General features: G+C 64.9%; 13 protein-coding genes. 5 read left to right on the top strand and 8 right to left on the bottom strand.

Features of this window, described 5'->3' with window-relative positions; translation table 11 throughout:
* The first annotated feature begins 1 nt into the window (after position 1).
* Positions 2-886, top strand: coding sequence for a response regulator transcription factor (locus tag LPW39_RS01920; protein ID WP_230770876.1), 885 nt, complete (start codon positions 2-4; stop codon positions 884-886).
* A gap of 333 nt (positions 887-1,219) precedes the next feature.
* Positions 1,220-2,206: a tripartite tricarboxylate transporter substrate-binding protein gene (locus tag LPW39_RS01915; RefSeq protein ID WP_230770874.1), complete on the top strand. Its 987-nt coding sequence runs from the start codon at positions 1,220-1,222 to the stop codon at positions 2,204-2,206.
* Between the two features lie 71 nt (positions 2,207-2,277).
* On the opposite strand, the gene LPW39_RS01910 is transcribed toward LPW39_RS01915, so the two are convergent.
* Positions 2,278-2,613 carry a DUF1840 domain-containing protein gene (locus LPW39_RS01910; protein ID WP_230770872.1) on the bottom strand — a complete coding sequence of 112 codons (336 nt, stop codon included), beginning with the start codon at positions 2,611-2,613 and terminating at the stop codon, positions 2,278-2,280.
* A gap of 10 nt (positions 2,614-2,623) precedes the next feature.
* Entirely contained in the window at positions 2,624-3,889 is a 1,266-nt protein-coding gene (locus LPW39_RS01905; RefSeq protein WP_230770870.1) for a class I SAM-dependent methyltransferase, read from the bottom strand.
* A gap of 126 nt (positions 3,890-4,015) precedes the next feature.
* Here LPW39_RS01905 and LPW39_RS01900 point away from each other — a divergent pair, with 126 nt between their 5' ends.
* Complete coding sequence (locus LPW39_RS01900) at positions 4,016-4,579, top strand: hypothetical protein (protein ID WP_230770868.1); 564 nt, start codon at positions 4,016-4,018, stop codon at positions 4,577-4,579.
* Between the two features lie 3 nt (positions 4,580-4,582).
* Here the strand turns inward: LPW39_RS01900 and LPW39_RS01895 are convergent, their stop codons facing one another.
* Complete coding sequence (locus LPW39_RS01895; protein ID WP_230770866.1) at positions 4,583-5,692, bottom strand: M14 family metallopeptidase; 1,110 nt, start codon at positions 5,690-5,692, stop codon at positions 4,583-4,585.
* Positions 5,689-7,782, bottom strand: coding sequence for a molybdopterin-containing oxidoreductase family protein (locus tag LPW39_RS01890; RefSeq protein ID WP_230770865.1), 2,094 nt, complete (start codon positions 7,780-7,782; stop codon positions 5,689-5,691). The genes LPW39_RS01895 and LPW39_RS01890 overlap by 4 nt, the downstream gene beginning before the upstream one ends.
* Before the next feature lie 263 nt (positions 7,783-8,045).
* Between LPW39_RS01890 and LPW39_RS01885 the strand changes: the two genes are divergently transcribed.
* Positions 8,046-9,251, top strand: coding sequence for a M20 aminoacylase family protein (locus tag LPW39_RS01885; RefSeq protein ID WP_230770863.1), 1,206 nt, complete (start codon positions 8,046-8,048; stop codon positions 9,249-9,251).
* Positions 9,252-9,570: 319 nt separating this feature from the next.
* Here the strand turns inward: LPW39_RS01885 and LPW39_RS01880 are convergent, their stop codons facing one another.
* From LPW39_RS01880 to hmgA, 4 genes are all read right to left on the bottom strand, one after another.
* Positions 9,571-10,272 carry a haloacid dehalogenase type II gene (locus tag LPW39_RS01880; RefSeq protein ID WP_230770861.1) on the bottom strand — a complete coding sequence of 234 codons (702 nt, stop codon included), beginning with the start codon at positions 10,270-10,272 and terminating at the stop codon, positions 9,571-9,573.
* 210 nt (positions 10,273-10,482) lie between these two features.
* Positions 10,483-11,454 carry a Bug family tripartite tricarboxylate transporter substrate binding protein gene (locus tag LPW39_RS01875; protein WP_230770859.1) on the bottom strand — a complete coding sequence of 324 codons (972 nt, stop codon included), beginning with the start codon at positions 11,452-11,454 and terminating at the stop codon, positions 10,483-10,485.
* Between the two features lie 87 nt (positions 11,455-11,541).
* Positions 11,542-12,861 (bottom strand): fumarylacetoacetase, encoded by a 1,320-nt coding sequence (gene fahA / locus LPW39_RS01870; RefSeq protein ID WP_230770857.1) that lies wholly within the window; start codon positions 12,859-12,861, stop codon positions 11,542-11,544.
* A gap of 102 nt (positions 12,862-12,963) precedes the next feature.
* Positions 12,964-14,274, bottom strand: a complete 1,311-nt coding sequence (gene hmgA, locus LPW39_RS01865) for a homogentisate 1,2-dioxygenase (protein ID WP_230770855.1) — start codon at positions 14,272-14,274, stop codon at positions 12,964-12,966.
* A gap of 178 nt (positions 14,275-14,452) precedes the next feature.
* Between hmgA and LPW39_RS01860 the strand changes: the two genes are divergently transcribed.
* Entirely contained in the window at positions 14,453-14,899 is a 447-nt protein-coding gene (locus LPW39_RS01860) for a MarR family winged helix-turn-helix transcriptional regulator (protein WP_230770853.1), read from the top strand.
* Positions 14,900-14,979: the final 80 nt, after the last annotated feature.

Below are 14,979 nucleotides of genomic sequence, written 5' to 3'. Positions count from 1 at the left end.
CATGCCTACTTTCCAAGCCCATGCCGGCGTCGTTCTCGTGGTGGACGATGCTGTCGAGACCCTGGGATTTCTCTGCGAGGCGCTGAGCCAGCAGGATTACACCGTGCTGGTAGCCCGCAACGCTGCCGAGGCGCTGGAGCGCCTGGAGATCGCCACGCCCGATGCCGTGTTGCTGGACTGCGTGATGCCCGGCGAGAGCGGCTTCTCGCTGTGCCGCAAGATCAAGGCCCACCCGGCCTGGGCCCATGTGCCGGTGATCTTCATGACCGGACTGTCCGAGACCGACCATATCGTCGAGGGCTTTGCCTGCGGCGGCGTGGACTATGTCGTCAAACCGCTGAAGCTGCCCGAGGTGCTGGCGCGGCTGGCCCGCCATATGCACAACGCCCATGTGGGCCGCATGGCCCAGGCCGCCGTCGATGTGGCCGGCATGGGCGTGGTGGTGCTCGACCGCCAGGGGCGCCTGGCCTGGCGCTCCCCCCAGGCGGCGCTGTGGCTGGAGCAGGCTTTTGGCGCCAGCGCGGCAACGGCTGCGGCCTGGCTGCAATCGGCCCGCCACCAGTCCGCCCACCAGGCGCTGGGGCAAGGCAGCCTGGTGGCCCAGGATGTTGGCGAGGTGGGCATTGGCGAGCGCATGCTGGTGCTGCGCCTGGGCCATGAAAGCATGCGCGCCAGCACCCAGCGCCTGCAGGATGCCGCGCTGACCCCGCGCGAGACGGAGGTGCTGGGCTGGCTGGCCAAGGGCAAGACCAACCGCGACATTGCGCAGATCCTGGGCATGAGCCCGCGCACCGTCAACAAGCACCTGGAGCATGTGTTTGAAAAGCTGGGCGTGGAGACACGCGCAGCGGCGGCAGCCATCGTCAGCGGGTCGCTGACGGCGTAAGCTTGGTGAAAGCCATAGGCAGGCTACGGATATTACGGGGCCTGGCGCGGCTGCCAAGGCCGTCGCAGCTTGCGCCAGCGCAAATAAATGTCCATAGCTGCCTCTGGCTGCGCGACATTTCGCCGATGGTTAACGACATTTCAACTATCAATATTGATAGCAACTATCACAAACAGTGATTGAGCCGGGCGGCCATTGGGCTTTAAGTTCACGAAAATCGGCCCGGTCAAAAACTCGAAACACTCAGGAAAAACAAGGGTTTACCTTAGAAAAAACCCAAGCGCTAACTCGGTAGGATGGCAGTCTTTTTCCGCACTAAAGAGACAAGCCGATATGAACAAGATGTTGCAATGGACTGCACTGGCCCTGGCGGCCGCTACCGCCACCGGCGCCTATGCCGACGCCTCCTACCCCAACAAGCCCATCACCATCGTCGTACCGTTCACGGCAGGCGGCCCGACGGACCGCGTGGCACGCGATCTGGCCGAAGCACTGCGCAAGCCCCTCAATGGCGTCACCGTGGTCATCGACAATGCCGACGGCGCAGGCAGCACCATCGGCATGGCCAAGGCCGCACGTGCCAAGGCCGACGGCTACACCCTGCTGCTGAACCACATCGGCGTGGCCACCGCCCCTATCCTGTACCGCAAGCTGTCCTTTGATGTGACCAAGGACTTTGAATACCTGGGCATCATCAACGACGTGCCGATGACCCTGATCGGCAAGCCCACCCTGGCGCCGAACAACTACAAGGAACTGGCCGCCTACCTGAACAAGGAAAAGGACAAGGTCAACCTGGCCAATGCCGGTATTGGTTCCGCCTCGCACCTCTGCGGCCTGCTGCTGCAAAGCACGCTGAAGATCCCAATGACCGCCGTGCCTTACAAGGGCGCCGCACCGGCGATTGCCGACCTGATGGGCAACCAGGTGGATGTGCTCTGCGACCAGACCACCAACACCACCGGCCAGATCGAAGGCAAGAAGGTCAAGGCCTATGCCGTGACCACCAACAAGCGCCTGACCACCCCATCGCTGAAGGACCTGCCGACCCTGCAGGAAGAAGGCCTGAACGGCTTTGAAGTGACGATCTGGCACGGCCTGTACGCCCCCAAGGGCACGCCGGCCGACATCCTGAAGAAGGTCAACGACGCACTGAAGGTGGCCTTGAAGGACCCCGAGTTCATCAAGAAGTCGGAGAACCTGAGCGCCGTGGTTGCCACCGACCAGCGCATCACGCCGGAAGGCCACAAGGCCTTTGTGCAGGCCGAGATTGCCAAGTGGACGCCGATCATCAAGGCAGCCGGCACCTTCGCCGACTGATCAGCCATCGCCCAAGCAAAAAGACTGCCTCGGCAGTCTTTTTTCGTTGGTGTGGGTAACTCTGTGAGCGATCAGCCGCCCCAGACCACATCGGCCTGCTCGGCCGCACTGCGGCGCAGCATCTCGATAAAGGGCACCGCCCGCTGCTTGAGGCCGACGCTGGCCTTCACATCCTGGCCATCCGCGTCTTCGGGGTCCTGGTCCAGATCGGGGGCCTTGGCGGCCTGGGCGCGCTCGTCTTCGGCAGCCACAGCGGCTTGCAGGGCAGCAATCGCCTGGGGAATCTGGTCGACGGTGATGATGCCCCGGGGCGAGGCATCCTTGCCGATGATCTGCAGCACCTTGCGGGCATCAGGCTCCAGCATGATCAGGTCTGCAGTGGCCTGTGATTTGAATTTGAATAGCACGGCGCTCTCCTTATCGATACATATAGTCCCGGGTGAATGGGTATTGTGATTGTGCACCAGGCATGGTCCCTGTCGTCATCGATCTATCGGGCATGACAGCCAGCATCTGGTGCAAGGCCACCCAGCCATGCTCAAAGCCGGTGGCGCAGCCGGCCAGGTAGAGGCGGTAGGCGCGCAAGGTCTTGGCGGCCTGCGCGGGGTTGCCCTTTTGCGAGAGGATGGCCAGCGCCTCGTCCAGCTGTGCCTCCAGCGCATCGGACCAGGCCCACAAGGTCTTGGCGTAGTGCGGGCGCAGGTTGTCGGTATCCACCATCTCCCAGCCCGCATGCGCCATCTCTTCAAGCACCGCGCTGACGTGGATCAGTTCGCCACCGGGGAAGATGTATTTCTCGATGAAATCGCCCATGCCGGCGCCCAGCTGCTCGTTGTCGGTGCCCCCGGCGGTAATGCCGTGGTTCATCAGCAGGCCACCGGGTTTGACCAGGCGCTTGAGCACCGTGAAGTACTCGTGCATATGGGCGCGGCCCACATGCTCGAACATGCCCACCGAGGCGAGCTTGTCAAAAGGCTGGTCCACGCGCAGCTGGCGGTAGTCGGTCAGCAGCATCTGGACCCTGCCCTGCAGGCCTTTTTGTTCTATCAGCCGGTTGACATGGGCATGCTGGTTCTTCGACAAGGTAATGCCGGTGCCCTCGATGCCATAGTGCTCGGCAGCCCAGAGCAGCAGGCCGCCCCAGCCCGCGCCCACATCCAGAAAGCGCTCGCCGGGCTGCAGCCGCAGCTTGCGGCAGATCAGGTCGAGCTTGGCCTCCTGCGCCTGGGCCAGACTGTAGCCAGGCTCGGCATAGTAGGCGCAAGAGTAGACGCGGCGCGGGTCCAGCCACAGACCGTAGAAGTCGTCCGAGACGTCGTAGTGGAACTGGATCTGCTCGGAATCCTTGGTCAAGGTATGGAGCGCCGCCGAGCGCGAGCGCGCCAGCAGCCTGCTCCACCAGGTCGAGCGGGCTGCCACCGGGTCCGCTGGCATCAGCGCCACTGCGGCGGCCATGGCATCGCGCATGCTGCCTTCGATCTCGACATGGCCCTCCACCATCGCTGCACCGACCACCCCTATATCGCCCGCCGCCAGCGATGCCAGTGCCGCCGCGTTGTGGCATCGGATGCGCACCTGGGCCTGGTCCGGCGGACCGATCCATCCGCCCTGGGGCATGGAGATGGCAACCACCACTGGCAAACCCGCCAGCTTTTCTTCGAGCTTGGAATGCAGGATATTCATGCCACTTATTGTGTGACGCCGCCCCGTTCCGTCAATGGCATTTGTCTGACACACCTACTGACAGCATATGTATAAAAGATACAGCCAACGGCCTCTCCGAAGCACGCTTAGCATTGCTCTCCGACCATGCCCACATCCCTGCCAACTGACCCCTCTACCCCTTTGCCCACCGCGCTGCCGCCCGGTTTGGCAGCGCTGCAAGCGCGCTTTCCAGACCATGACTGGCTGGTGCTGCAGGCCGACCCGGATGCCTGCCATGTCTGGCGTGTGGCAGCGCAAAGCGCGTCTCCTATTCGACACGATCTGCCGCTGGGCTATGGCCAATTGGCAACACAGTACCTGAGCCGCGCGTCCGCCGGCGCCGGCCAGGTGGAGCAGGTGATTGAGTTGGTGGAAGACCAGATCATGCCGCTGACCCGCAACTGGCCAGCGCCCGGCCCCCAGCTGGCGTTGCTATGCAGCGCGCCGGACATGGCCGCGCTCGTGGCGCAGCTGCCCAACCCGCAGGCTGCGCTGCAGACCACCGACGCGGTCGAGCAGCTGTTTAACCGCTATGCCCAGCACATGATGGGCGGCAGCCACAGCGGCCTGCAGCTGACGCCGGCGCAGGCTGCGCTGCTGGTTCTGCTGCGCGAATGCCTGCACCACTGGGGCTGCCAGCAGGTCGCGCTGCGGGCTCAGCACACTTAGAGATCAGCGCGCTTCGCTGCTGAGTCCATCGACGGTCTGGAACAGCGCCTGGCGCGCCTGGCTGATGATCTGCCCTTTCCAGGCCGCGCTCTCGTCATAAAAGGCTTCACGCATCTGCTGGTGGATGGCGGCCTGCTGGGCCGCGGGGGCCTCGGGGTGCTGGTGCAGCCAGTGGTCGGCGCGCAGCGCATCCAAGGTGGCATGTACCGGCAGCACGCCGTACTCCAGGGCCATGCCGGTAAAGGCGGCCTGCGGGCATTCTTGCGCCACGCTGTTCCAGAGCAGCCCGGTCAACGGCGGCGATGAGGAGCTGCCATCGTCCAGCGAGGTGACCGGCGTGGCGCCTGCACCATCCCACCAGCGGCGCGCCCGCGCCAGCATGGCGGCATCACCGGGCGGGCCGGTGAAGATGCGCTCGCCATAGCCATTGGGGCCCAGGCCCGTGTGCACATCGATCCAGGCAATCTGGCGCGCCTGGCTGCCATGCTGGCGCAGCACTTGGCGCAGGGTCTGGTTGCTCCAGGTGGGGGCCTGGCCGCCAAAGAACACGCCTTGTGGATGGCGGTACTGGCCCTGGGCCACCGCAGCCTGCCAGGCCTTGAGGCCGTGGGTTTCGATGAAGTCCTGCATCGCCTGCTGCACCGGGGCCACCGGCGGCCACTGGGCGGGCACGATCACCTCATGCAGCTGGTCATAGGCCGGGTTGCCCGGCAGCGGCTGCGAGAAATCAACAAAGTTGCGGTTCAGGTCGACGTTCTCCTGCGTCACCCGCCGGCCGTAGGAAAAGCCATGGGGGTTGAGCGCATGCACATAGAGCACGGCCACCCCGGCGCTGCGCGCCTTGTCCAGCCACTCGGCATCGCGCAGCGCATAGACCTGCACGCCGCTGCCGCAGTAGCCTTCGATGCCATGGCAGGCGCTGCTGAGGATCAGCAGCTTGTCTGCGTCCATCGCGCCGTCCCGCGCCACATCCATGGCCAGCGCCTCGCCTGCGACCCCGGTCAGCGGATGGGGCTGCGACTGCAGCGCCAGGCCGGCAGAGGCGGCGGCCTCCAGAAACTGCTGGCGTGCTGCAGCATAGCTGGGGGAAAAGGCTTGTTCTACGGCGCTCATGCGGCAATACCTCCGTGGCTCATGTCGGCAGTGACCATGCGCTCGACCTGCACCGCACAGTCGTAAAAGGACGGTGCGCGTCCGATATCGGTCAACTGCTGGTGGGTCAGCTCGTTGACGTTGGTGCCATTGGGCCCATCCTTGCGCCACCAGATGCCCAATCCCACCACCACGCCGGGCCGGGCGCGGCCGTTGATGCTGGCATGGCAGACATGCTCGCCCCGGTTGTTGAAGACGCGCACCAGATCGCCATCTTCAATCTGGCGGCTTTGCGCATCGCTGGGGTGCATCTCCAGCATCGGGCGCTCCTCGGCACTGCGCAGCTTGCGCACATTGACGAAGGTAGAGTTGAGAAAGTTGCGCGCCGGCGGCGAGATCATCGCCAGCGGATGGCTGGCCGTGGGCAGCTCATGGTTGGGCAGGTAGTCGGGCAAGGGGTTGATGCCCATGGCCTCCAGCGCCGCGCTGTGGAACTCGCACTTGCCCGAGGGCGTGGCAAAGCCGCCATTGGCAAACGGGGCGTCGGGCAGGTTCTGCGCGACAAATCCCTGCGCCAGCAGCTGCTCGAACGGGATGCGCGTTGGGTCCACCGCCTGGCGGCACAGTTCCTCGTCGCTGTCGGCAAAATGCGGCGCGGCAAAGGCGCTGTCGTAGCGCGCCATCTGCGCGGCCAGGTCGCGGAAGATCTGCGCATTGCTGCGCGCCTGGCCCAGCGGCGCAATGGCCGGGCGGTTGAGCAGCACATCGGTATGGCCGTAGCTGGTGTGGATGTCCCAGTGCTCCAATTGGCTGGTGGCGGGCAGCACATAGTCGGCATAGTCGGCCGTGTCGGTCATGAAGTGCTCCAGCACCACGGTGAACAGGTCCTCGCGGGCAAAGCCCTTGACCACCTTGGCCGAATCGGGGGCCACCGCGACCGGGTTGCTGTTGTAGCAGATGAGAGCAGCAATCTGCGGGCCGAACTCGGCACTGGCGGGCTTGAGCAGCGCATCGCCAATCGTGCTCATGTTGACGGTGCGCGGCTGGCGTGCGCCCAGCAGCGCCGGCATTTGCAGCGCGCCCCGGCGCGCCGGTGCCGACGAGGAGCTGGACAGCAGCAGGCCGCCAGCGCGGTGGCGCCAGGCGCCGGTGAGTGCGGGCAGGCAGGCGACCGCGCGCACGGCATTGCCGCCGCCGCGCACACGCTGCATGCCGTAGTTCAGGCGGATCGCCGCCCGCTCGGTGGTGCCGTAATCGCGCGCCAGGCTGCGGATCTGCGCCGCATCGATGCCGCAGACCTGGGCGGCGCGCTCGGGCGACCACTGCAGTGCACGGGCCTTCAGATCCTCCCAACCCAAGGTGTGCTGGGCGATGTAGTCATGGTCGAGCCAGTCGTTGCTGATCAGCTCATGCATCAAGGCCAGCGCCAACGCCGCATCGGTGCCGGGCAGCAGCTGCAGGTGCTCATGGCATTTGTCGGCGGTCTCGCTCTTGCGCGGATCGATGCAGACCAGCTTGGCGCCGTTGCGCTTGGCCTCCATCGCATAGCGCCAGAAATGCAGGTTGCTGCCAATGCTGTTGCTGCCCCAGATGAGGATCAGCTGGCTCTCGGCAAAGAACTGCACCCGCATGCCCAGCTTGCCGCCATAGGTGTGCAGCAAGGCCTCCGAGCCCGCGCTGGCGCAGATGGTACGGTCCAGCAGCGAGGCGCCCAGCTGGTGGAAAAAGCGCCGGTCCATGCTCTCGCCCTGCACCAGGCCCATGGTGCCGGCATAGCTGTAGGGCAGGATGGCCTGCGGATCGGTCTGTGCAATGCCATGCAGCCGCGCGCTGATATCGGCCAGCGCCTCGTCCCAGCTGACTGGCTGGAACTGGCCGCTGCCCTTGGGCCCCACCCGCTTCATCGGCTGCAGCACCCGGTCTTCGTGGTAGCTGCGCTCGGTGTATTTGCTGACCTTGGCGCAGAGTACGCCACCGGTGTGCGCATGCAGCGGATTGCCGCTGACCTTGGTCGCCACGCCATCGACCACCGTGGTGACCAGTGAGCAGGTATCGGGGCAGTCATGGGGGCAGGCCCCCAAAACGGTAGTGGTGGCAGCGGTGGTGGTCATGGCAAGGGGGCGCCGTGGCGGGCGCGGGATCAGGGGTGGGGGAAGTAGTGCTGCACATGGTAGCGCCAGATGGCAAGCGTTGGCGTCTCCTGCAGCACGTTCCTGAGCAGGGCCCAGGCCCAGGGTTATTCCCAAGACATTTCAGCGCAGGGCCGCCCTGCTTTGCTGCACCATAGAGGGCTTGGCACGCCGCGCGCCAACGCCTTGGCCCCTTGCGGCACCGGCCAGACAGATACATCCCCATGTAGCCAACAGGATTTCCCATGAAGCTGATTGATTCCATCGTGGCCGAAGCGGCCAGCATTGCCCAGATCCGCAAAGACATCCATGCCCACCCGGAGCTGTGCTTTGAAGAAGTGCGCACGGCCGATCTGGTGGCAGCCAATCTGACGGAATGGGGCATTCCTATCCACCGTGGCCTGGGCACCACCGGTGTGGTCGGCATCGTGCACGGCAAGGACGGCGGCGCCAGCGGCCAGGCCGTGGGCCTGCGCGCCGATATCGATGCGCTGCCGATGCAGGAGTCCAACACCTTTGAACACGCCAGCCGCCATGCCGGCAAGATGCACGCCTGCGGCCATGACGGCCACACCGCGATGCTGCTGGCCGCAGCCAAGCACTTCTCCAAGTTCCGCGATTTTGACGGTACCGTCTACCTGATCTTCCAACCCGCCGAAGAAGGCGGTGGCGGCGCGCGCGAGATGATCAAGGACGGCCTGTTCGAGAAATTCCCGATGCAGGCCGTGTTTGGCATGCACAACTGGCCCGGCATGGCCGCCGGCAATATGGCGGTCAGCCCCGGCCCGGTGATGGCCTCCAGCAACGATTTCAAGATCACCATCACCGGCAAGGGCGGCCACGGCGCGATGCCGCACATGGGCAATGACCCCGTGCCGATCGCCTGCCAGATCGTGACCGCATTCCAGACCATCATCACCCGCAACAAGAAGCCGCTCGATACCGGCGTGATCTCCGTGACCATGATCCACGGCGGCGAAGCCAACAACGTGATCCCCGACCGCGTGGAGCTGCAAGGCACGGTGCGCACCTTCCGCACCGAAGTGCTGGACCTGATCGAAGCGCGCATGCGCCAAGTGGCCGAAGGCTGCTGCGCCATGAACAACGCCCAGTGCGACTTCTACTTCAACCGCAACTACCCCGCCACCGTCAACAGCGTCCCCGAAGCCGAGTTCGCCCGCCAGGTGATGATCGACATCATCGGCGCCGATAAAGTGAAGGCGCAAGAACCCACCATGGGCGCCGAAGACTTCTCCTTCATGCTAGAAGCCAAGCCCGGCGCCTACTGCTTCATCGCCAACGGCGAGGGCGACCACCGCGCCATCGGCCACGGCGGCGGCCCCTGCACCCTGCACAACCCCAGCTACGACTTCAACGACGACCTGATCCCCCTGGGCGCCACCTACTGGGTAGAGCTGGCCACCAAGTGGCTGGCCCAAGCGAAGAAATAAGAAGCGAAACCAGCAACCCAAGCAAAGCGCTCGAGCAAAACCCGGGCGCTTTTTGCATTGAACAATTGACCAACCGCTGACCCCCCCAACCAAAAGCGGTAGTAAGAAGCGCAGCATCCAATCAAGCGGTATGCCGGAGCGGGCCCAAGAAGCAAGCGCAACGCCCAACCCCACCACCCCAACGCCGAGATAGGGTCTGAGACGAGGCGCGCAGGCGCAGACAGTACGCCTGTACGGCAAGCCTGCGCAACGAAGGATCAGGCCCTATATCGGCGCCCCCGCACGATTAGCAGCCCCCTCTCAAAAAAGGGAATAGGCTTCAACACCCCAACTGATCCGCCAGATCCAATAAATCACGACAGTGGTAGGTGTTGTCGGGTTGGGGGGTCACATCTTTGGGCTGGTTGGCCCCATATTCATGGGGTCTTTGGACATAAGCCGTCTGCAACCCGCACCCCCGCGCCGCCGCCAAATCACTGTGATGCGCAGCGACCAGCATGACGGAAGCCGCCTCCACCCCAAAAACATCCGCCACGCCAAGATAGGCCCGAGGATCCGGCTTGTAAGCCTGAAAAACCTCCGCCGACAAAACACAGTCCCAGGGCAAGCCCGCGTTCTTGGCCATGTAAGTCAGCAAGGCAATATTGCCGTTGGACAGTGGCGTGATGACAAAGCGGCTTTTGAGCCGCTGCAGGCCGGCGACGGCATCGGGCCAAGGCGCCAGCCGGTGCCAGACCCGGTTCAGCTCGGCGCGTTCGGCCTCGGGCATGTGCTCCAGCCCAAACTGCGGCAGGATGCCGTCCAGAATGCGGCGGTGCAGCGCATCCATGCGCGTCCAGCCCAGCTGGCCCTGGCGCACCAGGTCCATCGCAGGCTGGTAGCCCTTGCGCCAGGCCAGCGCAAAGGCGTCGCCATCCACCTGGGGATAGCGCTCGGCCATCTCGCGCTGGATGCTGCCGTGCCAGTCGACGACCGTGCCAAAGACGTCAAACGCCAGAATCTGGGTGAGCGCTACGGCCATCGGAGGGGTTCCATCGAAGTAAAAACACGCCCCAGCATGCGCCAGTGCGAGCCACCGCCCTATCGCGCAGGCGTCAGCCTCAGGGCCGAAAGAGCGCAGACACAAAAAAAGCGCGATGTCCTAGGACATCGCGCTTGGTGACTTAACTTTTTTAACCCGAATGGTTAACCAACTGGCGCTTCGATTTTAACGCAATTCCACAATTTTTAACTAATCTAATTGAATATTGTTGGTTTTTATCACTGGGCCCAGCTTATTACGCTCTGTGACGAGGAATTTTTCCATCTCGCTGCGGCTCGTAGGCGTCACCTCCAGCCCCATGTCTTCGAGGCGCTTGACCACGGCCGGGTCCTTCAAGGTGGCCTGCAACTGCTCGCTCAAGCGGTTGACACGGTCTTCCGGCGTGGCCTTGGGGACCACCAGGCCCTGCCAGGCATAAGCTTCAAAGCCCTTCAGGCCCTGCTCATCGAGGGTGGGGACGTCCGGAAACACCTTGGAGCGCTGCGGTGTCGCAATGCCGATGGCGCGCAGCTTGCCGGCCTGGATGTTCTGGAAGCCGGCCACCGAGTCCACAAACATGAAGGGCACCTGGCCACCCAGCACATCCTGCACGGCGGGCGCCGCACCCTTGTACGGCACATGCACCAGGCTCAGCTTGGCCTGCTCCTTGAAAATCTCGGTCGCCAGGTGGTGGGGCGAGCCGGCGCCCGGTGTTGCATAGCTGACGCCGCCCTGTTGCGCCTTGGCCCAGGCAGTGAACTCGGCCAGGTTCTTGACCGGCAGCTTGGGGTTGACGACGAGGATCAGCGGAAAGCGCACCAGCATGCCGACCGGCGCAAAGTCCTTCTCGGCGCTGTAGCTGAGCTTTTGGTACAGAAAGGCGTTGGCCGCCAGGGTGCCGGTGTCGCCCGTCAGCAGGGTGTAGCCATCGGGTTTGGCGCGCGCCGCGTAGTCGGCGCCGATATTGGTGGCCGCGCCGGGCTTGTTGAGGATGATGATGGACTGGCCCAGGGCCTTGGCCATCGGCTCGGCCACCACGCGGGCGACCACATCGGAGCCGCCGCCGGCCGCATAGGGCACGACCCATTCAATGGGACGCTCGGGGTAGGCAGCCTGGCTCAGCGCCGGCAAGGCCAGCGCAGCGGCAGCCAGCAGCTGGCGCAGGGAAAAAGGGGTGAGCATGTGTTGTCTCCTGTTGGTAGTCTTTGTTGTCTCTGTGGGGCCGGGCCTGGTGCATTGTCCACCGGCCCCCAGCCAGGCAGCTGTCGCTTAGAGCGTGCGCGCTGGCAGCATCTGGCCTTCGCAGATGCCAAAGCCGATGCGGGCAGCGCCGGGCCGCTCACACCAGCCGCGCAGCACCACGGCATCGCCATCTTCCAGCCAGGTGCGGGTTTCGCCATTGGGCAGGGTCAGCGGCTGCTTGCCGCCAACGGTCAGCTCGATCAGCGCAGCGGCCTGGTCCAGGCTGGGGCCGGACAAGGTGCCGGTTCCCAGCAGGTCACCGGGCTGCAGGTTGCAGCCGTTGATGGTGTGGTGGGCCACCAGCTGCGCCACCGTCCAGTAGGCATGGCGGTAGTTGGACTGGGTGATCTGCACGGCCTTTTCACCGGCAGCACGCATCTTGGAGGTCTGCAGGTCCACCGCCAGCGCAATGTCGAAGGCGCCGGCCTCGCGGTTGTGGGCGCTGTCCATATAGGGCAGCGGCTGCGGATCGCCTTCAGGGCGGGCAAAGGCCACCCGGTAGGGCGCCAGCGCTTCCAGGGTCACCACCCAGGGGGAGAGGGTCGAGGCAAAGTTCTTCGACAGAAACGGGCCCAGCGGCTGGTATTCCCAGGGCTGGATGTCGCGCGCCGACCAGTCATTGAGCAGGCACAGGCCAAACACATGGTCCTCGGCCTCGCTGATGCTGACGGGCTCGCCCAGTGCATTGGACTGGCCTACGAAGATGCCCATTTCCAGCTCGATGTCCATGCGCGCGCTGGCCTTCACCGTCGGCACCGCTGCATCGGGCGCCTTGGTCTGGCCCACCGGGCGCTTGAACGAGGTGCCCGAGACCACGATGCTCGACGAGCGACCGTGGTAACCAATGGGCACCCATTGGTAGTTGGGCAGCAGGGGGTTGTCCGGGCGGAACTGCTTGCCGATGTTGGTGGCGTGGTGGATGGAGGTGTAGAAGTCGGTGTAGTCGCCAATCCGCGCCGGCAGGTTGTAGGCGGCCTGCGCTTGCGGCACCAGCAAGCCCTGCCACTGCGCCTGCTCGGCCGCGCCCACGCGCAGGCCGCGCGACAGCGCCAGGCGCAGCGCGCTCCAGGCTTTGGGGCCCAGCGCCATCAGGGCGTTCAGCGTTTCCTGCGCGCCCGCCTCGGCGGCGCGCTGCGCATCGCCGCTCAGGCTGCCGCTGGCGGCCAGCGCCTGCAGGTCGACAATCTGGTCGCCAATGGCCACCCCGCCGCGCCAGGCTTCCTGGCTGCCTTGGCGGCGGAAGCTGGCAAACGGCAGGTTCTGCAGCGGGAAATCGCTGCCAGCGGCCTGGGCGCTGCTGACCCAGCTTTGCAGTGCGGGGTCATGGGTTTCGTTGAGTAGGGTCATGCGTGGGTGTCTCCTGTGGGGTGGCAGCGGGCGAGCATGCGGTCTGCGCCCGCTGCGGATCGGTTTCGGTGGCCTCGGCGGCGGTGGAACGTGTCGACGGTCTCAGGCTTTGCCTTGCGGTTTGAAATGCTTTTGCAGCCCTTGCCAGCAGCGGTAGTACTCGTGCTGGAGCTGCACCGTCTCCAGCGCATAGGCGGTGGGCTGGATGACGGCCGGGGTCTCGAACATGAAGGCCATCGTGCTGTCGATGTAGTGCGGCTTGTGCGTGTCGGCCTTGCTGGCTTTGTCGAAGGTGTCGGCATCGGGCCCGTGGCCGCTCATGCAGTTGTGCAGCGACGCGCCTCCGGGCACAAAGCCCTCGGCCTTGGCGTCGTAGGCGCCTTCGATCAGGCCCATGAACTCGCTGGCGAAATTGCGGTGGAACCAGGGCGGACGGAAGGTGTCCTGCGCCACCAGCACGCGCGGCGGGAAGATGACAAAGTCCAGCGCATCCACGCCCGGCAGCGCGGTGGGCGACTGCAGCACCAGAAAGATCGACGGGTCGGGGTGGTCGTAGCTGATCGAGCCGATGGTGTTGAAGCGGCGCAGATCGTATTTGTAGGGCGCGTAGTTGCCATGCCAGGCCACCACATCGAGCGGCGAATGGCCGATGCGCGCCGACCAGAAGTGGCCGCGCAGCTTGGCCACCAGCTCAAAGTCGCCTTCCTTGTCCTCATAGGCGGCGACCGGCGTCTGGAAATCACGCGGGTTGGCCAGGCCGTTGGAGCCGATCACGCCCAGATCGGGCAGCTTGAGCAGCTCACCGTAGTTTTCGCAGACATAGCCGCGTGCGCTGCCGTCGAGCAGGGTCACTGCAAAGCGCACGCCCCGAGGTACCACGCAGATCTCTTGGGGTTCCACATCCAGGGTGCCCAGCTCGGTGGCAATCTGCAGGCGCCCTTGCTGGGGCACGATCAGCAGTTCGCCATCGGCGTTGTAGAAGTAGCGGCCTTCCATGCTGCGGTTGGCCGCATACAGGTGGATGCCGCAGGCGGCATTGCCGGCCATGCTGACGATGCCCTGCAGAAAATCGCAGGGCGCATCGGGCGGCGGCAAGGGGTCCCAGCGCAGCTGGTTGGGGGGCGTGGGCACCTCGTCAAAACCGCCGGTGACATGGCTTTTCCAGCGCGGCAGCGCCAGCGGCGCAAAGGGCTCGTGCATGGCGCCGGGCCGGATGCGGTAGAGCCAGCTGCGGCGGTTGCTGTGGCGCGGCGCGGTAAAGGCCGTGCCCGACAGCTGCTCGGCATACAGCCCCAGCGGCGCCACCTGCGGCGAGTTGCGGCCGACCGGCAAGGCGCCCGGCTCGGCCTCGGTAGCCCATTCATTGGCAAAACCTGTCATATAGTGCCGGGGCTCGGCGCTCAAACTGCGCATGCTTGTCTCCTGTCAGTCATTCTTGGGGGTGGGTGCGCAAGCCCTGCAGACCTGGCGCAAAACTAGGGAAAACACTTGACGTGGTGGTGAGCTGGGCGCTTCCGCAAAGCGAGGCTCCGTGACATAGTCGCGGTAGCTGTTTTCCCAGCCAGCATCGATACAAAACCAAGGAGACGCGTTGAACACGCCGCTGGACCGTACCTATACCCACCGCCTGCATGCGCTGGCCAAGATCACCGACCGCACCACCCAGATGGTGTACGAGGAAGAGGTGGGCATCCCTATCAGCGAGGCCCGCTGCCTGGCCGCGATTGGCGCGTTCCATCCCCTGTCGGTCAATGACCTGGCGATGCGCGCCAACCTGAACAAGGCCCAGGCCAGCCGCTCCACCCAGGCCCTGGTGGAGCAAGGCCTGGTGCTCAAGCAGGCCAGCGAGGTGGATGGGCGCGGCGTGGTGCTCAGCCTCACACCCAAGGGCTGTGCCTGCTGGGAGAAGGTCATGGTGGTGATCGCCCGCCGCAACGAAGAAATCCTGTCGGCCCTGACCATTGACGAGCGCGAGCAGCTCAGCGTGCTGCTGGACCGCTTGCTGCAGCACGCGCGCCAAACCAGCCTGCCCGAATAGCGGCGACCTGCGGCCCGCATGGCTGCATGCACGGCGCGGCAGTGGCTTGCGCCGCCGCTGGCAGGCATGCAGCCTGGCGA

This window comes from Comamonas koreensis (assembly GCF_021026195.1).
GTDB classification, from domain to species: domain Bacteria; phylum Pseudomonadota; class Gammaproteobacteria; order Burkholderiales; family Burkholderiaceae_C; genus Comamonas; species Comamonas koreensis.
Note: the sequence above shows the minus strand (reverse complement) of the source record. Positions and strands in the feature narration are given on the sequence as shown.